Origin of the sequence: Roseibium sp. (genome assembly GCF_965233565.1) — a bacterium.
Taxonomy (GTDB): domain Bacteria; phylum Pseudomonadota; class Alphaproteobacteria; order Rhizobiales; family Stappiaceae; genus Roseibium.
The window spans coordinates 5,238,594-5,259,783 of the sequence record NZ_OZ247494.1 but is presented as its reverse complement, the minus strand read 5'-3'; the positions used below and the strand labels follow the sequence as shown (position 1 = coordinate 5,259,783).

Genomic DNA, 21,190 nt, shown 5'->3' with positions numbered 1-21,190 from the left:
TCAGACCTGTGCCTTCACGCCGACAACCATTTCCCGTTTGCCCGCAAAACCCGGCACCTTTTCAATCGCAAACCCTGCGGCTTCCAGATTGCGGCGCACCCAGCCGGCGGCTGTATAGGTGGCCAGCGTGCCATCCGGTGCGGTCAGGGCAGCGGCGGTCTTCAAAAGGTCCAGGTCCCAGAGTTCCGGGTTCTTCGACGGGCTGAAACCGTCCAGATACCAGGCGTCGACAGGATCAAGCTGCGGCGCCTGCAGGGTGTTTTCCCCGTGCCCCGCGTTGATGGAGGGAATCAATTCCCTGGCATCGCCGATGCCCAGAAAGAGCTGCGTGTTTGCAACGGTCAGGCAATTCCATCCAGGCTGCGGTGCCCACTTCCCAAGGAGCTGTTCCGCAAGGTCACCGAGTTCCGGAAAGGCAGAGAGGGCTCTGGCCAGCTGATCCACCGACATGGGAAACATCTCGAACGACAGGAAGGTCAACTCCGGAGCAGTGTCCAAAGGGTGCAGCGCGGCTAGAGTTGTCAGATAATTGAGCCCTGTGCCGAAGCCGAATTCAGCAATGGTGAAACTTTTGCGCGCGGTAAAACGCTCTGGCAAGCGGTTGCCGGCCAGAAACACATGTCGTGTTTCCGCCAATCCTCCTGCCCTGGAAAAATACGTGTCGTCGAAGGCGCCGGCCCGCGGCACATCGCCCTCCAACCACTCCAGATCCGGCGCTTTGGTAGACATCTTGCCCTGTTCTGCCTAGAAGGTGCGGTTTGCGGCAAGGGCCTTTCGAGACCCTGCCGTATCCCATGCGATCTCATAAGAGACGCGGACCGAACATTCAACTTTCTGGGACGATTTTCGCCATGGCCCCTGCCGCCTCGGACACTTATGACGTTGCCATCGCCGGCGCCGGCATTTTCGGGCTGGCCATCGCACGTGCGGCGATCGAAGCGGGGCTGAAGACAGTGGTGTTCGACCGGGCCCATGTCGGGGCCGGATCAAGTGGCGGTGTCCTTGGCGCCCTGATGCCGCACATGCCGGCCCGCTGGAACCCGAAGAAGGAATTCCAGTTCCAGGCCCTATCCTGTCTGGAGGAGCGTATCCGCCTGCTGGAAACGGAGACCGGACAGACCTGCAGCTATGCCCGCTGCGGCCGCATTCTGCCGCTGACCACGACAGACAAGCTTGAGCACCACCTGGAACGGGCGGAGGAAAGCAGGCTTCGCTGGAAGTCGGAGGAAACCGGTTTCACCTATGTCGTCGAGGCGGCAGGAAGCCGGTCGGACTGGCTGGACGCGGCCGCCGCGCCCCATGGCATTGTCTATGAAACCCTGGCAGCACGCATTTCTCCGCGGCAATACCTTGCCGCTCTCTCAGCGTTTGTCCGTCAACGCGGCACCCTGATGGAAGGCATCGAGGTGACCGGCTTCGATCCGACGAACTCAAGGATTGAGAGTGTCGGCGGACAGGTGGTGGCAAGAGCCCGTTCACTTGTCGTCACAGGCGGCTTTGCCGCCTTCGACCTGATCGAGCGATTGACCGGCGAGCGCGTCGGACGGGGTGAAAAAGGGCAGGCTCTGCTTCTGGATGGAAAGGGCCTGGAAGACCGGCCTGCCATCTATTGCGACGGTCTCTATGTCGTTCCCCATGCCAATGGCACTGTCGCTATCGGCAGCACGTCTGATCGAGAATTTCAGGACGATCTCCCGTCAGCAGACAGATCCACCGAACTGCTGCAACGGGCAACGGCATTCTGTCCGCCGCTCAAGGGGCGAGAGGTGATTTCCGACTGGGCCGGCATTCGGCCGCGTTGCCACAAACGCGATCCGCTTGTCGGCCGCTTGCCCGGGCATGAAAAGGTCTTTGCAGCAACCGGAGGCTTCAAGATTTCCTTCGGCATCGCCCATCTGATCGCCGACGCGCTCATTGCCGAGATTTCAGGAAAAAAACCCGTCATTCCCCTGCCCGCGACGTTTCGGCCAGACCATCATTTCGGCGCCAACCGTCTCGACGCAGATCGCTGACGGCTTTGGCACCTGAACGGCTTTCGAGCTGTTCAGGTTCGGAAATAAAATGAGAGAGGTAGCGTTCACATCTTCAGGGAACATCTGCCAACGCGCATCTGCGGGCAGCAATCAGAGAACGGCGACCACGGCATACAGCCCATAGAGGCTGACCGATATAGATCCCCAGAACAGGAGATTTTTTGCCACCAAGAGCGGCATGTTCATGGTCCCACCCCGATTTGCCACACGATCATAGTGCTCGTCTTCCTCCTGCCCTGGAGGACAAACTTGCGATGCAGTGGTCATGGCCCTTGCCATTGAGGCATTCCTTAAAAGACACAAACCGCGGAGGTCCAAGGATGATCCCAGTTCTCCGTCAATGTACCGTTTAAGTACCTAATGGTTAAAACCCGTTTAAGATCATAATGAATACATTGTTAATTTGGGACAGTCTTCAATTGCAGATATGCACAAATTCTCGGCAGACTTGCCAGATTGCACGGGGCACCTGTATTCATCCCTTTCGAGTTCCCGCCGGTTTGATGAAAGACTTTTTCCATGAGCCTAGAAAGCGTCCGCGCCCATCTGAGTGCAGTTGCTCCCGACCTTGACGTCATCGTGACTGACGACAGCAGTGCGACCGTGGACCTCGCCGCCAAGGCACATGGGGTAACACCGGGCCAGATCGCCAAGACCTTGTCCTTCCAGCTCAAGGACCGGATATTCCTGGTGGTCGCCCGCGGCGATGCACGGCTGGACAACAAGAAGGCAAAGGCAGCCTTTGGCGGCAAGGTGAAAATGCTGGGCCTAGATGAAGTCGAGCGTCTGACTGGTCATCCGGTTGGTGGCGTTTGCCCCTTTGGTCTGGCGCAACCACTGCCGGTCTATTGCGACGTTTCCCTAAAGGATTTCGACATCGTGATCCCTGCGGCCGGTGCGACCAATGCCGCTGTCCGGATTTCCCCGCTGCGTCTTGCGGAGATTACCGCGGCAGAATGGGTGGATGTCTGTCAGCCACCGGTGACCGCCGACTGATCAGGCGTTTCAAACGCCGTAATAGTCGCGGTACCAGGCAACAAATTTTGCGACGCCTTCCTGAACGTTCGTTTTCGGGCGATAACCCGTCAAAGTTTGCAGAAGATCCGCGTTGGCCCAGGTGGCCGGCACATCGCCCGCCTGCATCGGCATCAGGTTGCGCTCTGCCCGTTTGCCGGTGGCTGCTTCGATCGCCTCGATGAAATCGGTCAGCTGAACGGAATTGGAATTGCCGATATTGACCACCCGCCACGGGGCAACTGGCGACAGGCTGTCACCTTCCGGGACGGTTTCGCCTTCTTCCAGCCGTTGGGGCACGGCGTCTATCAACAAGCGAATGCCCTCGACCAGGTCTTCCACGTAGGTAAAGTCGCGCCTCATGTCGCCGTGGTTGTAAACGTCGATCGGGCGATCCTCGAGAATGGCCTTAGTGAACTTGAACAGCGCCATGTCGGGCCGCCCCCATGGACCATACACCGTGAAGAAACGGAACATCGTGACCGGCAGGTGATAGAGATGCGCATAGGAATGCGCCATCGATTCCGTCGCTTTCTTGGTCGCGGCGTAAAACGACATCTGGTGATCAGCCTTGTCGGTCTCCGTATATGGCATCTCGGAGTTGGCGCCATAGGCCGACGAGGTTGATGCCAGCAGCATATGTTCCGGCGGGTAGGCTCTAGCCGCTTCCAGCAGTTCGAACGTGCCGCAAATGTTGCTTTCCAGATAGGAGCGTGGCTGTTCGATCGAGTAGCGCACACCGGCCTGCGCTGCCAGGTGTATGACGACGTCGGGCGTTTCGGTGCGGAACAGCGACATCAGGAGATCGGGTGTTTCAACCCGGTCGTTCACCGCCGTGAATTGCTCGTGCTGCAACAGCATCTGCTGACGTCTCTGCTTGAGCCGGACATCATAGTAGTCAGTCATCGCATCGAGACCGATGACCCGGAAACCATCCTGCAGCAAGCGGGTGCAAAGGAAATAACCGATAAATCCCGCCGAGCCGGTCACCAGAACGGTTTTCATGTCGCGCCAAAGCCTTTCAAATCGGATTTTTGGTCAGAAAAATTCAGGTCAACGGCGTGGTCATAAAAGGCTTCGCTTCAACGGGCAATCGGAAAGTCCCGCCAAAGGCCGCTTTGTTCATTTGCTGCCAGCGACTGGAATCGCGTATCAGGGTCGGATCTGGCGGCCGAGCTGACAGGAAGGATGGAATAAAGATGACCGTTCTGATTACCGGCGGAGCCGGCTACATCGGCAGTCACACCGTCCTGAGTTTCCTGGATGCCGGAGAGACACCGGTGGTGATCGACAATCTCAGCACCGGCTTTGACTGGCTGGTGCCGGAGAATGTGCCGTTTTTTCAGTATGACATCGCGGACAGGGACGCCGTCGAGGACGTGCTGCGCGCACATTCCATTGAAACCATCATCCATTTTGCGGGTTCGATTATCCTGCCGGAATCGATCGAAAATCCCCTGAAATACTATCGCAACAACACCGTAAACTCACTCGGCCTCGTCGAAGCTGCGGTTGCCTGCGGTATCAAGCATTTTGTTTTCTCGTCGACGGCTGCCGTTTACGGGCAGCCGGACAGTGTCCCCGTCTCTGAAGCGGCGCCGGTTCACCCGGAGGCACCTTATGGTGCTTCCAAACTGATGACCGAACGGATGTTGCAGGACACTTCCAGGGCCCATGACCTGACCGTTACTGCGCTCCGCTACTTCAACGTTTCAGGAGCAGACCCGGAGGGACGAGCCGGACAGGCGACCCGTGATGCCACCAATCTCATCAAGGTTGCGTGCGAAACCGCTCTTGGCAAAAGGCCCGCGCTCACCGTTTTCGGCCAGGATTATGACACGCCAGACGGCACGGCCATCCGGGACTATATTCACGTCTCGGATCTTGCCGCGGCGCACAGGCTCGCCGTGGAACGGATGCGTCAGGGCGGCGGCAATCTGGTTGCCAATTGCGGGTATGGCCGGGGATATTCGGTGCTCGACGTGGTGCGCGCGGTCAAAACCGTGTCCGGCAACGATTTCACCGTCGAAATGGGTGAACGCCGCGCCGGCGACTGCCCGGAGGTCGTCGCCGACAGCCGCCTCGCCCGGTCCGAACTCAACTGGACGCCCAGTCTGGACAACATAGATCGTATTGTGGGCGATGCCTTCAGATGGGAACAGGCGCTCGGCCGGCGTAACCGCGTATAGGTGCGCGTCGTTTCGCCGGCCGGGACCAATCAGATACCTTCGCCATCCACTCCGAAGCTGCTCAGGAACCCGTTCTGACGCAGGTAATCGACGATTTCCTCGGCAATTTCCTCAGGCTCCCGACCGACATTACGGATATGGATTTCCGGGTTCACGGGAGCCTCATACGGGCTGTCAATGCCGGTGAAGTTCTTGATCTCACCGCGGTCGGCCTTGGCATAAAGCCCCTTCGGATCCCGTTTTCGACATTCTTCGATCGGCGTATCGACAAAGACCTCGATAAATTCGCCTTCGGGCATCAGATCGCGCGCCAACTGCCGCTCGGACTGGAACGGCGAGATAAAGGACACCAGCGTGATCAGTCCCGCGTCGGCGAAGAGTTTGGCGACTTCACCCACGCGGCGGATATTTTCCACCCGGTCGGCATCGGTAAAGCCAAGATCCTTGTTGAGCCCGTGCCGGACGTTGTCGCCATCGAGCGTATAGGTGTGCCGGCCATCGACATGCAGCTTCTTCTCCACAATCGAAGCTATGGTCGACTTGCCCGAACCAGACAGACCCGTGAACCACAGAACGGCCGGTTTTTGACCGAGCTTTTCCGAACGCGCGGCTTTGTCGACATCAAGTGCCTGCCAGTGGATGTTGCTCGCCCGACGCAACGCGAACCAGATCATGCCTGCGCCAACGGTGGCGTTGGACATGCGATCGATCAGGATGAACGAGCCGGTCGTGTGGTTGGCTTCATAGGGGTCGAACGGCACGGAGGACGACAGTGCGAAATTGCAGAACGCAATCTCGTTCAGCTCAAGCGTCTTGCCGGCAACATGCTCAAACGTGTTGACGTTGATCTTGTGCTTGATTTCCGAAACCGTCGCCGTGACGGTTCGCGTACCGATCTTCAAAAGATACGGCCGTCCGGGCAGCAAGGGTTCGTCAGACATCCAGATGACATGGGCCGCGAACTGGTCAGCCACCTCCGGCCGGTGTGCCGTCGATGACAGAAGATCGCCACGGGAAATGTCGATCTCGTCTTCCAGGGTGATGGTGACCGCCTCACCGGCCCGGGCAGCGGACACTTCACCGCCCGCCCCAATGATCGACTTCACCTTGGAAATCTTGGCCGGTCCGGCGACAACAAGGTCATCTCCAACGGCAACGCTGCCACTGGCGACCGTTCCGGAATAGCCGCGGAAATCGAGGTTCGGGCGGTTGACCCACTGGACCGGGAACCGGAACGGTGCTTCGAGAACATGCTCGCCGACTTCGATGGTTTCCAGGTGTTCCAGGAGTGTCGGTCCGGAATACCAGCCCATCTTGTCGCTGCTGGCCGTGACATTGTCACCGTAGCGCGCCGACATGGGGATCGCCTGCAGGGTCTCAAAGTCGAAACCATTGGCAAAGGTTTCGAACTCCTTGCGAATTTCTTCAAATCGTTCCTGCGAATAGCCAACCAGATCGATCTTGTTGATCGCCAGCACCACATGCCGGATGCCCAAAAGGGAGGCAATGAACGCATGGCGTCGTGTCTGGACCATCAGACCGTTGCGGGCATCGACCAGCAGGACAGCAAGATCCGCGGTTGACGCGCCGGTGGCCATGTTGCGGGTGTATTGTTCGTGCCCCGGCGTATCGGCAACGATGAACTTGCGCTTCTCGGTGGCAAAGAAACGGTAGGCGACATCAATGGTGATGCCTTGCTCGCGCTCGGCTTCAAGACCATCAACCAGGAGAGCGAGATCGATCTCCTCGCCGACCGTACCGTGTTTTTTGGAATCGCGTTCCAGTGCCGCAAGCTGGTCTTCGAAGATCAGCTTGGTGTCGTAAAGAAGGCGGCCGATCAGGGTCGACTTGCCATCATCCACGGAACCGCAGGTGAGAAAGCGCAGCTGGTCCTTGGTTTCCTGTGCCAGGATATAATCGGTAACAGCCGTTTCGGTGGAGGTCTGGATATCGGTGATGGTCATCTTAGAAATATCCTTCGCGCTTCTTCTTTTCCATTGAGGCGCTTTCGTCCTTGTCAATCAGGCGCCCCTGGCGCTCCGACGTACGGGCAATCAGCATTTCACGGACAATGGCGGGCAGCGTGTCGGCGTCCGATTCAATGGCGCCGGTCAGCGGGTAACAGCCGAGCGTGCGGAAGCGGACCATTTTCTCTTCAACCGTCTCACCGGCCTGCAGTTTCATGCGCTCGTCATCGACCATGATCAGCATGCCATCACGGTTCACCACTGGCCGCTTGGCAGCAAAATAGAGCGGAACCATCGGAATGTTTTCCGTCAGGATGTATTGCCAGATGTCGAGTTCGGTCCAGTTGGACAGGGGGAAGGCACGGATGCTTTCGCCCTTGGCAACCCGGGCGTTGTAGAGGCTCCAGAGTTCCGGCCGCTGGTTCTTCGGGTCCCAGCCGTGACTGGCATTGCGGAAGGAGAACACCCGCTCCTTGGCGCGCGATTTTTCCTCGTCCCGGCGGGCACCGCCAAAAGCCGCATCGAAACCATACTTGTCGAGCGCCTGTTTCAGCGCCTCGGTTTTCATGATGTGCGTGTGTACGGAAGACCCGTTGTCAAACGGGTTGATGTTCTTCGCCACCCCTTCCGGGTTGGTATAGACAATCAGATCCATGCCAAGACGCTTTGCGGTCTCGTCACGAAACGTGATCATGTCCCGGAATTTCCAGGTCGTATCCACATGCAGCAATGGAAACGGCGGCTTCGACGGGTAAAAGGCTTTCATCGCCAGGTGCAGCATCACCCCTGAATCCTTGCCGATGGAATACAGCATCACCGGATTGGAGAATTCTGCGGCAACTTCGCGGATGATGTGGATGCTTTCCGCTTCCAGCCGCTTCAGATTGCTAAGGCGCTCGGGTGTGATCCCCTGAGATTGCATGTTCATGTTCGCTTTTCCGTTGGGCCGCCAAAACGGCCATCGTCATAAGGTCCGGGACGTCTGTCAGGCGGCGGGGGCCAGGCCTTCAAGCAGTGCCTTGTTGCTCACGGCAAGAAAATGCGGGTTGCGCAGGTCGTCCTTGGTTGCATTTCGGGGCACGTGGTAACTGAAATCCGCGCCGTTTTCGGCATAGACAACCGCGCCGCCCGCCGCGCGCACGACAGCGTCGCCTGCCGCAATGTCCCATTGCATTGTGGGCGCGAGGCGCGGGTAGAGATCTGCGCGACCGGCTGCTACCCAGCACAATTTCAGGGAAGAGCCAACGGACAGCTGCTCCGCCACCTGAAAATTGCTGATGAAGGATGCCGTTTCCTCCGACATGTGCGACCGGCTGGCCAGAATGCTGAGGCCTTCTGCCGGCGTTGTCCGCACGGTAATGCGTTCAGTGCCGGATACCGCGCCATTTTCGATCTTGCCCTTGAACGCTGCGTTCTCCGCCAAACCGTCTTCTTCCAGACGTCCACCCCAGAAAATTTCACCAATCGCAGGAGCCGACACCACTCCGAAGACCGGTTGACCGTCCTCAATCAAGGCAATGTTGACCGTAAACTCGCCGTTCTTCTTCAGGAACTCCTTGGTTCCATCCAAGGGATCAACGAGGAAGTAGCGTCCATCGACAGTCGGCACGTTTCCCGCTTCGACGCTTTCTTCGGCAACAACGGGAATGTCGGCAAATCGGTCTGCCAATCCCGCCAAAATGATTTTTTCCGCAGCTGCATCGGCCTTGGTAACCGGAGATCCGTCCGTCTTGTTTTCAACCTCAAACGGCTGAGCATAAATTTTCAGGATTTCCTCTCCAGCGCGGATCGCAAGCTGATTCAAAAAGGATATCTGGTCTTCGGTCATCAACGCCTCAATCTTGGCGGAAATCAAACGATTATCCGCGCCTTTCTTTCATTTGGCTTGCCCGTAAATAATGAAAGAACCTGTATCAATTCAAGGAATGGTGTTCCACGAATGCCCGCGAAATGAAAACGCTCAGGTTTCTCTTCCCCTCGCTTACGCCGTTTTATTGCAAATCGCAAACAGATGGGCCGATTTCGGGGGTTCAAGGGAATTCTGGGCGGCGGCACGAGAGATTCACGGATTGGCAAGGCATTTGTTGTTAAACTGGTTGCCGAGTAGGGCGAAAACCGTCCAACGAGGCACGTAAACCGTGAGATGACTATGTCGGACGCCAAACCAGTCCCGCACCATGTTGCGGATGAAAGCGCCAGCGATCAGTTTCCTCGGGCGCGGCGAGCCCGCGTGTTCAAGAAGGGGAAAATGGTCTTCCAGCACGGCTTGAGGTCCATCCCCTGCACCGTGCGCAATATTTCCGACGGTGGCGCCATGCTCGAATTCGAGCAGGCTTTCATGCTGCCAAAGGAATTCGATCTTCACATCGATCTGGAAAATTATGAGGTGACCTGCGAACGACGCTGGGAAGAGGGCCTGCGTTGCGGTGTGCAGTTCATCAGCGAAAAGCGCCCGGTGTCGGCGCAGCGCGCCCAAGTGCTGAAAACGTCTGAAGACGCGCTGAAAAGCGAACTCGATGAGCGGCGCGACAGCCCGGACAATTTCTTCCAGCGCAAGCATTTCAGCGATCCGCAAGGCGTGCCGCAAGGCCCGACGCGCAAGGCACGGCCGACAGGTGGCGGCAAACCGACTTTCGGCAAAAGGCGCTAAGGCCAAGGTTTTCTCGCCGTTCCCACCCAGAAGATCGGCCCTTTCGGCGTGAGCTGAAAGGGCCTTTGTGTTTCTGCCATCCGAACCGATCAGGCAGCTCTGTTATCCTGTTCCATTATTCTCCTGACAGCCGGCCTGTCTGAGCAACGCGCGACCCAATCACGGATGGCCTGGTTGTCCGGCATGAGGTCCGGCGCCCAGTTAAACGGACTGCTGCACAGGAGATCCGCCGCCGAATACCGATCCCCAAGCAGATAGGGCTGGCCTTCAAGAGCCTCTGCAAGTCGCTGGACCATGGTGTCAAAGTCCCGGAACGTGGCCGTCAGAGCCGGATGGGTCAAGCCGGTGAAGCGCAAGACGCCAACAGGCTCCATGATGCCCTGGTAGTAGAACAGCCAGGACAGATAATCACCGCGGCCGGCCTGCCCCTCGATCGGTCCGAGCCCCGCCTCGGGAAACTTGTCCGTCAGATAAAGAACGATCGCTCCGCGCTCACGGATCTTCTCATTTCCATCCACGAGATAGGGAACTTTCTTTTCCGGATGCGGGTTCCGCGGGTCGGGTCCGCCGCTGCCGTCGTTCCGAGTGATCGTCACCTCCTTGATGTCGACCGCCGCGCCGAGTTCTTCAACGAGTGCGACAAGGGAAGACGACCGGCTGTTGGGAGAATGGTAAAGCGTGGTCATGAAAATGCTCCTTTCGAATTGAATGGAGAAGCTATAGCCTCCCCCTGCTGACACTTTCCGGCAGGAGGAAATCGCAATCATGGCCCGCACCGACAGACTGATGCGCCTGATGGACACGCTCCGGCGGCTGCCGCAACCGGTGACAGCTGCCCGGCTTGCGGAAGAAAGCGGCGTGTCGCTGCGCCAGCTTTATCGGGATATTGCAACGTTGCGGGCCGGCGGCGCCCTGATCGATGGGGCAGCTGGTGTGGGCTACACGCTGACGGAAGATACGTCCCTGCCACCGCAGAGCTTTTCCCGGCTGGAGATCGAGGCACTCGCGCTTGCCCAGAGCGGATTGGAACAGATCGGCGACACCGCCCTGATCGAGGCCGGGCGCACCGCGATTGCCCGGATCGTCGCCACCCTGCCAGATGCCCAGGCCCGCCAGGCCATGCACACCGTGCTGCGGAGCTGGCGGCAACAGGATCAGCGCCCGCCGGTCGCAATCGATCTGGCGCTCCTGCGTGAAGCCTGCTGGCAGGAGTTCAGCCTGGAAATTACATACCGCGACATGCAGGAGCGGTTGACAAACCGCGAGATCTGGCCGCTCGGCATGTCCTATGGAGAGGACACCCTGCTTTTGCTTGCCCATTGCCGCCTGCGGCTGGATTTCCGGCATTTTCATGTCAGCCGCATCGAAACAATGACACGCGGCGCTGAGAGTTTCCGGCCGAAACGGGTCAGCTTGCTCAGGGACTATGTGGTCGGGCGGCGCAACAGGAGTGCCTCCGGCGCACAGGGCTGAGGGCCGTTCAGCGTCACGCGGCGCGCTTCAGATCACCCCCGGCCGTCCAGAAACGACTGTGCCGCGTCCCGGGTCTCGTAAATATGCGACGCGCCCTGAAGGGTTTCGCCGAGTTTCAGCCGCAGGAAGGCGGAGCCTGAGTAGCGCGTGACGGTTCCATAGAACCGGTTTTCCAGGTCGGCGACCATCTCCGCATAGTCATTGCTCACGTCGTCATCCAGGTGGAACCCGTCATAGTTGACGATGACATCGACCCGTTCGCCGAAGGGGCCGCAGACCCGCTCCACCTGATCGCGGACCTGTTCGACTTCCTCCGTGGTGCGAATGCGCATCTTTTCGAAATTGATGAAGAGACGTTTTTCCGCACTGTCGAGCGCGATCCGTTCCGGAAGGTCGAGATGCAACAGCTCCCGGCGCAGGTCCATCGGTCCGTCGGCAAACAGACGCGCATCCATCTGCTCGACCTCGTCCAGGATCGGCCGGAAGGACATCTGACCGAGAATGTCACGCTCGATGTCGATCCCCGGCGCGACTTCCTTCAAGACCAGGCCCTCCGCACTCAGCTGAAACACGCAACGCTCGGTCACATAAAGAACCGGCTGCCCCAGTCGCGCGGCCCGGCGCCCAGAGAAGGTCACCTGTTCGACATGGTCCAGGAACTTTCGAGAGCTGCCTTCCTGCCGGATGTTCATGCGGCCTTCGTCCAGCTGCACATGCAGCCCCTTGGCGGTGAAGGTGCCGGCGAAGACCAGAGACTTGGCGTTCTGGCTGATATTGATGAACCCGCCTGCCCCGGCAAGGCGCGGACCGAAGCGCGAGACATTAACATTGCCATCCGCATCGGCCTGGGCAAGGCCGAGACAGGCCATATCGAGCCCGCCGCCATCGTAAAAATCGAACTGGGAATTCTGCGGGATCACCGCGTCCACATCCACCGCCGCTCCGAAATCCAGGCCAGAGGCCGGCTGACCGCCAACCACTCCCGGTTCCGCGGTCAGTGTGACATGGTTCAAGAGCCCCTCTTCCGCGGCAACGGCAGCGACCCCTTCCGGCATGCCGATGCCGAGATTGATCACACCATTGACCGGGAGTTCGAAGGCGCAGCGTCTTGCGATGATCTTGCGCGGACCGAGTTCCATCGCCGGGATCTCGCCATCCGGCGGACGGATCCGGTTGGTGAAGGCGTGGGAGAAGGCTGTCTTGTAGGTCTGCATGTGGTTCTGCGGGCTCGCCACAACCACGGCATCCACCAGAATGCCGGGGATTTGAACCTCGCGCGGCTGCAGACTGCGGCTGCGCGCCAGCCGTTCCACCTGCACGATCACCACACCACCGGCATTTTTAACGGCCATGGCCTGGGCCAGATTATCGATCACCAGTGCCTCGCGCTCCATGGTGACATTGCCGGCCTCATCCGCCGTCGTGCCGCGCAGAAGCGCCACGGTCATTTTCGGAGCAGGATAATAGAGCAACTCTTCGCCACCGAACTCCATCAGCTCGACCTGGGGCTCCGTGGAGATGTCGTTGATCGCACCGCCGCCGTTTCGTGGATCCACAAACGTTTCCAGGCCGACCTTCGAAAGCATGCCAGGCTTACCGGCTGCTGCATCCCGGTATAACTGGCTGATACAGCCTTGCGGCAGGTTCCAGCCCTTGATCTTGCCCTCTACGGCGAGTGCAGCCACTTTCGGGATCAGGCCCCAATGGCCGCCGACCACCTGTTTCAGAAGACCATCATGTCCGAGCCGGTTGAGGCCCCGATCCTTGCCGTCCCCCTGCCCGGCCGCAAACACGAGAGACAGGTCGCGCGGTGTTCCACGCGCCAGAAACCGCGCCTCGATCGCGGCCAGCAACTCGTCCGGCACCCCGATACCGACGAAGCCGGATGTTGTGATGGTATCCCCGTCCTTGACCAGCGCAGCCGCGTCCGCCGCGGAGACAACTTTCCGACGCATAGGTTCCTCCCGATTTTTGCCAGCAGTGTGGACCGGAAGAACGGCGGGCGTCCAGTAGCGCTATAGGTTAGGGTCAGGACTCACTCATTTAATCGAAATGGCGCAATAAACGATGATGAGCTGCAAGGGAAAGCGCCAAAAGCAGGCTTCGTACCCGATTGAGCGGTTTGACTCAGCAGATCAAAGCCGTTTTGCGCCCCTCCGGGATAGGGTGACAATGCCCGGCAACGTCATTGCAAATCTTTGAGGGCCGACGGGTTTCCTGCAGCTTTGCGCCTCGTAGCCGAACAAGTTGACCCCCACCATTTCATTCAAATTAGAGATCCTGACACCAAGCAGCACCCCAGAAAACACCCCGCATGTAATGCCCAGGATTTCTACTTTATTTTGCCGGCTAATTGACCTTAAGTTTAACCAAGTAACTTTTACCCTTATAAATAATTACAGTGATCTTAATAACTAAGTAAGCCTTTTAAATAACATTTAGCCCGACTTTATTTGAGCAAATTCAGAAGCTTCACGGCGTCGCTTTTCAATGGGGGGTGAAAGCGCACATGCTGGACAACATCAGATTTTCGAAAAAGGTTCCGGCCATCATGCTGGGCGCTACCGCCATTGTTGGCCTTGTGCTTGGCATAGGCGGATACGTGACCGCCTCGAGCAGCATCGAGGAGATCACGAATGAAAGGCTGACAGCCGCAGCCGAAGGGGCCAGAACAACTGCGGAAGATTTTTTCAACCAGGTCAACACGGATATCGACCTCCTGGCACGCAATCCTTCGACCACCGAGGCCCTGCGGGAATTCACGGATGGCTGGAAAAAATGGAAGCTCTTCCGTGGTGATCCGTCCAAACAGATTTCAGACGCCTACCTGAAAAACAATCCGCATCCGGAGGGGAAAAAGCATCTCCTGAACGTTGCCGAGTCCGGGACGTTCTATGACGAAGTCCATTCCAGATATCATCCGATCTTCCGCGAGATCCAGAATCAGAGCGGATTTGCCGACTTTTATCTTTTCGACACCAAGGGCAACCTAGTCTACTCCGTGCAGAAGCGAGAGGATTTTGCCGCCAATTTCAAGAAGGACGACAGCCCGGTTGCGACCTCCAGACTGGCTGAGGTCTATGGGGCAGCCCTCGAAAACGTCGAAGACCTGGCCAACCACTTCACTGACTTCGCGCCGTATACCTTTGCAGGAGATGCCCCATCGGCGTTCATTTCAAGGGTTATCCTGAAAGAGAACGGCAAGCCGCAAGGCGTGCTTGCCTTGCGCATCCCGCCGGATCGCATCGACAAGATGATGCAATCGGCAACCGGTCTCGGGGAAACCGGAGAAGTCGTCCTGGTCGGGCAAGACGGCTTTTTGAGAAGCAACTCCAAGGCAACCGAAACCGCGCTGGATATCTTGAAGACTTCCTTCTCTTTGCCGCAGCTTTCCGGCGCATTTGAGACCGGCCGGGCATCGGCGACTGGCCCGGTCTTTGGCGAAGAGACGATGCGGGTCGAGATTGCCGGCTTTACCTTTGCCGGCTTTCCCTACGCAGTGGTTGCCATGCAGTCACTCGACGAGGCCAGGGCTCCTGTCAGGACACTGGCCTGGCGAATGGCCGCCATCGGTGGCGTATTGCTCGTCGTCGTTGCCTTTATCGCCTGGCTGACCGGCAACGGCATTACCCGGCCGATCAAGCGGCTGGTGGCGGACATGGAAAAACTGGTCGCCGGCGATACAGAGATCAGCCTGTCGGGCAAGGACAGACGAGATGAAGTCGGCGACATGACCCGTGCCGTTGCCGTCTTTCGGGACAATCTGGTTGAACGGGCCAACCTGACGGAACAGAACGCAGCGACGGAACGGGAACGGCAGGTCAGGCAGACCAGGATCGACACGCTTGTCTCGGAATTTGAAACTTCCATTGAAGCGTCCCTGGAGGAATTCGCACGAAATGCGTCCACCATGACCGACGCCTCCGACCTTCTGTCCAACCTTGCAAACAACGCCCTGGACCAGGCGTCTGCGGCAGCCCGCTCGACCCAGGAGGCGTCCCAGAACGTTCAGACCGTTGCGCATTCAGCCGAAGCCCTGACCACGTCCATCAACAATATCGGACAGCGGGTAACGGACACCAAGGACACGGTCGGCACAGCGGCCCGGACAGCCCACTCAACGAATGAGCAGGTGGCCAGCCTGTCTGAATCGGCCAAGGGCATCGGTGCGGTCATCTCCCTCATTCAGGACATCGCGGAACAGACAAACCTGCTTGCCCTAAATGCCACGATCGAAGCCGCACGTGCCGGAGACGCCGGCCGGGGCTTTGCCGTCGTGGCCTCGGAAGTCAAGCAGCTCGCCGAGCAGACCGCCAAGGCGACCGAGCAGATCTCTTCCCAGATCAACGACCTGCAATCCTCGACATCGGCTTCCGTGAACGCAATTTCCCAGATTTCGGGCACAATGGACGAGGTTGACGGCCACACCCAGGCCATCTCCGCCTCGATCAACGAACAACGCGTCTCAACGGAACGGATCAGCCAGAACGTGGCCGAGGCCGCAACAGGAACCGAACAGATCGTCGTCAACATCGAGGCCGTCACCGAGTCCATCGGCGACACCCGCGAAGCCGCCCGCAATGTTCACGAGGCCGCCGATGCCGTCAGTGATCACACCCGGCAGCTCTCCGGCAGGATCCAGAGGTTTCTCTCGGAAGTGGCGGCTGCCTGATCCCGGCTTCACCTCTGGCATCTCTTTGCAGACACAGGCGACCTGGCTTGCGCTAAGGCCGCCGCGACAGTGGCTGGCAGATGGGTGTTTCGACACCCCCATGCGAGGACCTTACGTGCCTGCAAGTGAATTCATTTGAGCACGCAATGCAGTGGCCGGGCGCCCATCTGCCAGTCGCTACAAGAGGTGTTCTACAAGGTTTAAAACTACCTAAGATTGTATATATTCAAACTTCACTTCTATAATCTGCGTCGCCGCATGTGCAACGCCCGGCAGTGACCGGAAACGTGTCCCCGGCTCCTTAGAACAAGAGGAGTGTTTTCCAATGCATCTTCGCGCAGCTTCCGCATTTTCCCTCGTCAGTCTGATCGCGGCCTCCGGCGCCCTGGCCGCCGACTGCCCGGATCCGGGCCGCCAGCCCGCAACCGAAGCGCTGATCGCGCTTGTCGAGAGCGATCCTGCCTTGCAGGAACAGCTGACCCGGTCCATTGCACTCGGGCAGATCATCAATTCCGATCCGACCACCAATCCGGTGGCAAGCCTTGAAGACTATTACGATTTCGTCGATGCGCTGGTGACCTATCCGCCGCAGAACATCAAGACCGGGGTCGTAGACGACGGCATTCGGGTCAGTATGGACGGCAGCAATTACTGCAACTGGAACATCCTCGATATCCTGTCCTACAGCTATTTCCTGGTGGACCGGCAGCTGACCACCGATCCGCGCGGCCAGATCCAGTTCGAGAACGATGCCTTTTCCGCCTGGATGCGCGACATCGCGGTCGAGTGGGGCAAATATCTGGAAACCCCTCCATCTGCCATACATGTCCCGGACTTCACCAGCGATCCGAATTTCGGCGACTGGTATTGCCCGCCGGAGGGCGGCTACGCGACCTTCCAGGATTTCTTCGTGCGCGAACTCTGCGCCACAACCTTCCCGACCGGCTCCCGCCCTGTCGAAGGGTATGACGATCCTGCAACGGTGGTTTCCATCGGCGACAGCACTTCCGCCGGCTGGTGGCCGATCAGCCGGGACGGCAAGCTGGTCACAACCTATGACGGCATCTCCCAGGCCGGTGAGATGATCAAGGGCCAGCTCTACAGCAACGTCTTTGAATTCATTGAAGGCAAGGACGGCGAAAAGGTCATTGAGAGCTTTGGCTCCATCGACCCGACGCTCTTTGCAGGCGGAACCTGGACCCATCAGTTCCTGAATGTGAACAACTACCACCGGCTTCATGTGCCGGTCGCCGGCAAGATCGTATACCTGAAGCATCTGCAGGCGGGTGTGCGGATGAAATCCGGATGGGCCGAAGCCCGGCAACCGGGCGAAGTCAGCCATTATGACCCCCAGGACACCGCCGACTGGCAATTCGGACAGACCCGGATGGTGATCGGTATCGAGACTGCGGATCACGGCATGGTCGTCATCTCACCGATGGGCATGGCGCAAGTGTCGTCGATCGTCAAACGCGACTGGGTCACGGAAGGCGCTCAGGCTGACAAGGGCTGGGAATTTGCCAATTTTGCCTTTGGTGGCTCGGACTTCGTGGTGATCTTCCAGGAAGAGGCCGACTTTGTCCTGACTGTCGACACGCTCAAGGAACAGGCCCCGGGTGCCGGCGTCAACTATGCCTCATCGCTGCAAGGCCAGAAATATGGCTGTTTTGGCGGCGTAACCACCTGCAGCGCCACGCCGGATACCCCACCGGCGCCACCCGCGGACAGATAACGGCTGCTCTTTCACCGCGACAGGGCAGCGGCCGGAAAGCCGCTGCCAAATACGTTTCAGGCCGTCTCTCCGGACGCAAAAACATAGTGCAGACGCACACAGCCACGATCCATGGCTTGGACGTTGAGAAGTCTGGGAGACGCTTTCAGGCCGATTGCAGGAAACAACGGCACCCCGCCACCGATCAGCTCCGGCATCAGATAGATCTCGATTTCGTCAAGCGCGCCGTGTTCCAGGAAAGCCATCTGCAGCCGGCCGCCGCCAACCACCCAGACATCTCCATCCTCCAGCGCTCGCAGCTGGCCGATGAGCGTGTCGACGTCCCGGCAGATCTCCAGCGACCCGGCAGGGTCCTCGATCGGCCTTGAGGTGACCACATAGGCGCGCTTGTCGCCATAGGGCCAGGGGAACCCGCAACTGGCGACAAAGTCATAGGTTGCGCGTCCCATGACAACCGTTTGAATGTTCTGCAGGAAAGCCGGGAACGCATGTTCGCCAAGGTCCATGTCATCGTATTTTTGCAGCCAGGTCATGTCATCCGCCTCGCCGGCAATGAAGCCATCCAGGCTTGCTGCAATGTAACCGCGGATTTTCGCCATCCAGAGCCCCTCTTACGCAATACGCTTTATTTATAAATGAATATATGTTTATAAATAATACATGGCAAGACCCAGATCCCTCCCCGACGAAACCGTGCTTGACCGGTTGTTGCAAACCCTGTCCGATTGCGGCCCGGAAAACCTAACGTTTCAACGGGCTGCCCAGGGTGTCGGGCTGTCAGCGGCAACACTTGTGCAGCGTTTCGGCAGCCGGGATGCCATGGTTGAAAGGACGCTTCTTTTTGCCTGGGACGGCCTCGACGAAGCCACCCGGCTTGCGGACCAGGCCCACGACCTGACACCGGACGGCGCCATAACGCTGCTGCTTGACCTGATGCCGCCCGACACGGACGAGGACAGCACCATCGACGGCCTGTTGCTGTTGCGGGAAGACATGCGCAACCCTGCCCTGCGCAGCCGAGGCGCCGCGTGGGGGACGACGCTGGCAACCGTTCTGGGGCGCAGGCTGACGCAAGACCCTTCGCAGCAAGACAGGCTCGGCCGGCAGATGGTCTGTCTCTGGCAGGGCACCACACTCTGGTGGGGCTTCAATCGTTCCGGCTCTGCAAGGGACGTGGTCCGGCACGCTCTGGAAGACTGGTGCCGGACGGCTGGTGTGACACGATGATGACGTCAAAGACAAAGGCGCATAACAAAAGGGTGCCGGTTTGCACCAGCACCCCCCTGTTTGGAGCAGAATACTTGTTTTGAACGCACGTCCTTTCAGACAGGCCCTCAAAGCGACCCTGATCTCCGACGGCTTCACCTCCCTCCGGGAGCATCAGCCCATGACGCCAAGGCCTGGCAGGCTCTGATGTCACGCCGGTCCCACGGATAACCCGCCGTAACCGGATTGCCGGGGCGCTATCCGCGGTGCGCAACCGCCAGAAAGCGCGTCCCATGTGGTGGTCCGAAAACCGACCGGTCAGACCTTCCCGAAAGAAAGACCGAAAGAGCAGCTTCGGCATGGGCTACTGAGACCCCAGTCCGGAGACCCGATTACCAAGTCGGAACCGATCTGGCTCAGTAGTTATTAAGATAATGCCGACGGAATGACCTTGCGTCTACTTCACTTTTGGCTTTTCAACACCTGTAGAAATTCACCTGTTAACAAGCTGTTAACAGTTTTCCAGAGAATAAAATATCGCCTTTCGGGACAGAGACTTAAGAAGATCAAGCCGAATATTGGACAAGCCACTGCTTTCCCCAAAACCGTTCGGGTCCTGGAAGGAACACTTTTCATCGGATCTGGTCGGAGAAGACTGGCTGGGGTGGAAGGATTCGAACCTTCGCATGGCGGTACCAAAAACCGCTGCCTTACCGCTTGGCTACACCCCAAGGCCGTGGAGACGCTGTATAACGAGACCGGCTGCGGAGCGCAAGAGGCTGTAAGGGCAAAGTTTTGGCCCTTCAGGCAGGTTTTCCCCAGAAGGGTGAACAGGACCTGATTTTCTCGCAGGCGCGCTCCAGTCGCCAAGTCGAGACACCGACGTTTGAGACGCCAGACGCGGGCAGTCCCGCATACCCCGTTCAGGATTTTTCGCGAAATTTGTCGCTATCTGCCTGAACTTGTTCACAGTTTCAAAAAAATGCCAGCCCCCTCACCAAACCCCTTGCGGGAACAGGTCAGCTTTGCTAAATGACCCTCCACGCAGCGCGGCCCTGCCACGCTGTTCCCGATGGACCTGTCCTGACAGTTCCAAGAAACAAGTCGGAGTGTAGCGCAGCCTGGTAGCGCACCTCGTTCGGGACGAGGGGGTCGGAGGTTCGAATCCTCTCACTCCGACCATTTCTTTCTTTTTGAAACTGATTTTCAGCGTTTACAGGCCGCCTAGACCCGTGCCGGTTCTCGATGTATCCGGGCCTAGGTTTCGGTCTCGGCGATAGAACTGTATCAATTCCTTGAGGCAAGCGAACACGGCGTTCCAGGTCTGGTCCAGACAGGCAGACCGCACGTTGGTATCTGCCCAGCTGGACAATAATGACAGCTGGCTGACCTCCTTTTGCATGCGTAGAATCAGGGTTTCCGACTGGAGGCTCAAAAAACGCATGAAGAAGCGCTTCAGCACATCCTGGTTATGTGGAGTTATGCTCCTCGGCCTGACTGCAGATGCTGTCCAGGCCGATGACAAGCGGCCCATTTTCATCACCATGCAGCAGGAGCCCTACAGTTACCTCGACAAAAACGGCAATATCGACGGCTATCATTATACGATCGCCAATCTGATCCTTGAAGAAGCCGGCTTCTCCCACAAGGCAACAACTGCGCCGATCAAGCGCATGGTCGTCGAACTGACCAGCGGCACGGCCGACTGCTCAATCGCTGCCCACTCTCCTTTCGCGCAAGAAAACTTCATGCATGTTGCCAATATTGGTTATGAACTCAGGGTCGGCATCATCCCTCGCAAAGGTATCGACCTGGAGAGCTATGAAGACCTGCAAGGCCTGAAGATCGGTGTTCCTGCCGGCATGAGCATCGGCGATCCTTTCGACAGCGATGAAACCCTCGACAAGGTGCAGACACCGGACTACGAAAAAAGCGCAAGAATGCTTGAGGTCGGTCGAATTGACGCCATCATGGGGGCAATTGAAAGCGTTCGGTACAGCGCTTTCATGAAAGCGAATATCGCTCACGAAATCTTCGGAAAACCCCTCATCACCACGCAATATCCCTTTGTGCTGATCTGCAGCAAGACACTGCCCGAGGACGGTTACGTACTGGCATTGAAAGAGGCGACGCAACGACTGAAAGCACGTGGAGACATTGATGCGGTTATCCGCGACTTCTTCTCATTCTCGGTCAGCGCCGTTCCAGACATGCTGCAGGACGCTCCGCCCGCCACGAAAGTGAGATAGGACGG

General features: G+C 58.3%; 17 protein-coding genes and 2 tRNA genes. 10 read left to right on the top strand and 9 right to left on the bottom strand.

The genetic code is table 11. From position 1 onward, the window contains the following. The gene (gene mnmD / locus ACO6TG_RS23930) at positions 1-729 is read right to left on the bottom strand and encodes a tRNA (5-methylaminomethyl-2-thiouridine)(34)-methyltransferase MnmD (protein ID WP_422375491.1); all 729 of its coding nucleotides are present in this window, start codon (positions 727-729) and stop codon (positions 1-3) included. A gap of 122 nt (positions 730-851) precedes the next feature. Here mnmD and ACO6TG_RS23925 point away from each other — a divergent pair, with 122 nt between their 5' ends. Together ACO6TG_RS23925 and ACO6TG_RS23920 are read left to right on the top strand one after the other, a co-directional pair. Beyond that, on the top strand, positions 852-2,012 hold the full coding sequence (locus ACO6TG_RS23925) for an NAD(P)/FAD-dependent oxidoreductase (protein ID WP_422375490.1): 1,161 nt from the start codon (positions 852-854) through the stop codon (positions 2,010-2,012). 540 nt (positions 2,013-2,552) lie between these two features. Then, positions 2,553-3,029, top strand: a complete 477-nt coding sequence (locus tag ACO6TG_RS23920; protein WP_422375489.1) for a YbaK/EbsC family protein — start codon at positions 2,553-2,555, stop codon at positions 3,027-3,029. Between the two features lie 9 nt (positions 3,030-3,038). Here ACO6TG_RS23920 and ACO6TG_RS23915 read toward each other — a convergent pair whose 3' ends face one another. Continuing rightward, positions 3,039-4,052, bottom strand: a complete 1,014-nt coding sequence (locus ACO6TG_RS23915) for an NAD-dependent epimerase/dehydratase family protein (protein WP_422375488.1) — start codon at positions 4,050-4,052, stop codon at positions 3,039-3,041. 194 nt (positions 4,053-4,246) lie between these two features. On the opposite strand from ACO6TG_RS23915, the gene galE reads away from it, so the two are divergent. Then, positions 4,247-5,236, top strand: coding sequence for a UDP-glucose 4-epimerase GalE (gene galE / locus ACO6TG_RS23910; protein ID WP_422375487.1), 990 nt, complete (start codon positions 4,247-4,249; stop codon positions 5,234-5,236). A 29-nt stretch (positions 5,237-5,265) separates the two neighbouring features. Here galE and cysN read toward each other — a convergent pair whose 3' ends face one another. From cysN to cysQ, 3 genes are read right to left on the bottom strand one after another with little or no spacing between them, the layout of a single operon-like run. After that, the gene (gene cysN / locus ACO6TG_RS23905) at positions 5,266-7,200 is read right to left on the bottom strand and encodes a sulfate adenylyltransferase subunit CysN (protein ID WP_422375486.1); all 1,935 of its coding nucleotides are present in this window, start codon (positions 7,198-7,200) and stop codon (positions 5,266-5,268) included. 1 nt (position 7,201) lies between these two features. Next, complete coding sequence (gene cysD / locus ACO6TG_RS23900; RefSeq protein WP_422375485.1) at positions 7,202-8,131, bottom strand: sulfate adenylyltransferase subunit CysD; 930 nt, start codon at positions 8,129-8,131, stop codon at positions 7,202-7,204. Positions 8,132-8,188: 57 nt separating this feature from the next. Then, positions 8,189-9,031 carry a 3'(2'),5'-bisphosphate nucleotidase CysQ gene (gene cysQ, locus ACO6TG_RS23895; RefSeq protein WP_422375484.1) on the bottom strand — a complete coding sequence of 281 codons (843 nt, stop codon included), beginning with the start codon at positions 9,029-9,031 and terminating at the stop codon, positions 8,189-8,191. A 321-nt stretch (positions 9,032-9,352) separates the two neighbouring features. On the opposite strand from cysQ, the gene ACO6TG_RS23890 reads away from it, so the two are divergent. Next, positions 9,353-9,853 carry a PilZ domain-containing protein gene (locus tag ACO6TG_RS23890; protein ID WP_422375483.1) on the top strand — a complete coding sequence of 167 codons (501 nt, stop codon included), beginning with the start codon at positions 9,353-9,355 and terminating at the stop codon, positions 9,851-9,853. An 89-nt stretch (positions 9,854-9,942) separates the two neighbouring features. Here the strand turns inward: ACO6TG_RS23890 and ACO6TG_RS23885 are convergent, their stop codons facing one another. Beyond that, positions 9,943-10,539 carry a glutathione S-transferase family protein gene (locus ACO6TG_RS23885; protein ID WP_422375482.1) on the bottom strand — a complete coding sequence of 199 codons (597 nt, stop codon included), beginning with the start codon at positions 10,537-10,539 and terminating at the stop codon, positions 9,943-9,945. A gap of 79 nt (positions 10,540-10,618) precedes the next feature. On the opposite strand from ACO6TG_RS23885, the gene ACO6TG_RS23880 reads away from it, so the two are divergent. Further along, positions 10,619-11,326, top strand: a complete 708-nt coding sequence (locus ACO6TG_RS23880) for a helix-turn-helix transcriptional regulator (protein WP_422375481.1) — start codon at positions 10,619-10,621, stop codon at positions 11,324-11,326. 32 nt (positions 11,327-11,358) lie between these two features. Here the strand turns inward: ACO6TG_RS23880 and ACO6TG_RS23875 are convergent, their stop codons facing one another. Beyond that, positions 11,359-13,281, bottom strand: a complete 1,923-nt coding sequence (locus ACO6TG_RS23875) for an acyl CoA:acetate/3-ketoacid CoA transferase (protein ID WP_422375480.1) — start codon at positions 13,279-13,281, stop codon at positions 11,359-11,361. A gap of 554 nt (positions 13,282-13,835) precedes the next feature. Between ACO6TG_RS23875 and ACO6TG_RS23870 the strand changes: the two genes are divergently transcribed. Together ACO6TG_RS23870 and ACO6TG_RS23865 are read left to right on the top strand one after the other, a co-directional pair. Next, positions 13,836-15,998 (top strand): methyl-accepting chemotaxis protein, encoded by a 2,163-nt coding sequence (locus tag ACO6TG_RS23870; protein ID WP_422375479.1) that lies wholly within the window; start codon positions 13,836-13,838, stop codon positions 15,996-15,998. A 325-nt stretch (positions 15,999-16,323) separates the two neighbouring features. Then, a complete protein-coding gene (locus ACO6TG_RS23865) occupies positions 16,324-17,730 on the top strand; it encodes a phosphatidylserine decarboxylase (protein WP_422375478.1) in 1,407 nt (468 codons plus the stop codon). 56 nt (positions 17,731-17,786) lie between these two features. On the opposite strand, the gene ACO6TG_RS23860 is transcribed toward ACO6TG_RS23865, so the two are convergent. Next, positions 17,787-18,329 carry a dihydrofolate reductase family protein gene (locus tag ACO6TG_RS23860; RefSeq protein ID WP_422375477.1) on the bottom strand — a complete coding sequence of 181 codons (543 nt, stop codon included), beginning with the start codon at positions 18,327-18,329 and terminating at the stop codon, positions 17,787-17,789. Between the two features lie 61 nt (positions 18,330-18,390). Here ACO6TG_RS23860 and ACO6TG_RS23855 point away from each other — a divergent pair, with 61 nt between their 5' ends. Continuing rightward, entirely contained in the window at positions 18,391-18,957 is a 567-nt protein-coding gene (locus ACO6TG_RS23855; protein WP_422375476.1) for a TetR/AcrR family transcriptional regulator, read from the top strand. 635 nt (positions 18,958-19,592) lie between these two features. Here the strand turns inward: ACO6TG_RS23855 and ACO6TG_RS23850 are convergent. Continuing rightward, a tRNA-Gln gene (locus tag ACO6TG_RS23850) sits at positions 19,593-19,667 on the bottom strand. Between the two features lie 374 nt (positions 19,668-20,041). On the opposite strand from ACO6TG_RS23850, the gene ACO6TG_RS23845 reads away from it, so the two are divergent. Together ACO6TG_RS23845 and ACO6TG_RS23840 are read left to right on the top strand one after the other, a co-directional pair. Further along, a tRNA-Pro gene (locus ACO6TG_RS23845) sits at positions 20,042-20,118 on the top strand. A 260-nt stretch (positions 20,119-20,378) separates the two neighbouring features. Continuing rightward, on the top strand, positions 20,379-21,185 hold the full coding sequence (locus tag ACO6TG_RS23840; protein ID WP_422375475.1) for a substrate-binding periplasmic protein: 807 nt from the start codon (positions 20,379-20,381) through the stop codon (positions 21,183-21,185). Positions 21,186-21,190: the final 5 nt, after the last annotated feature.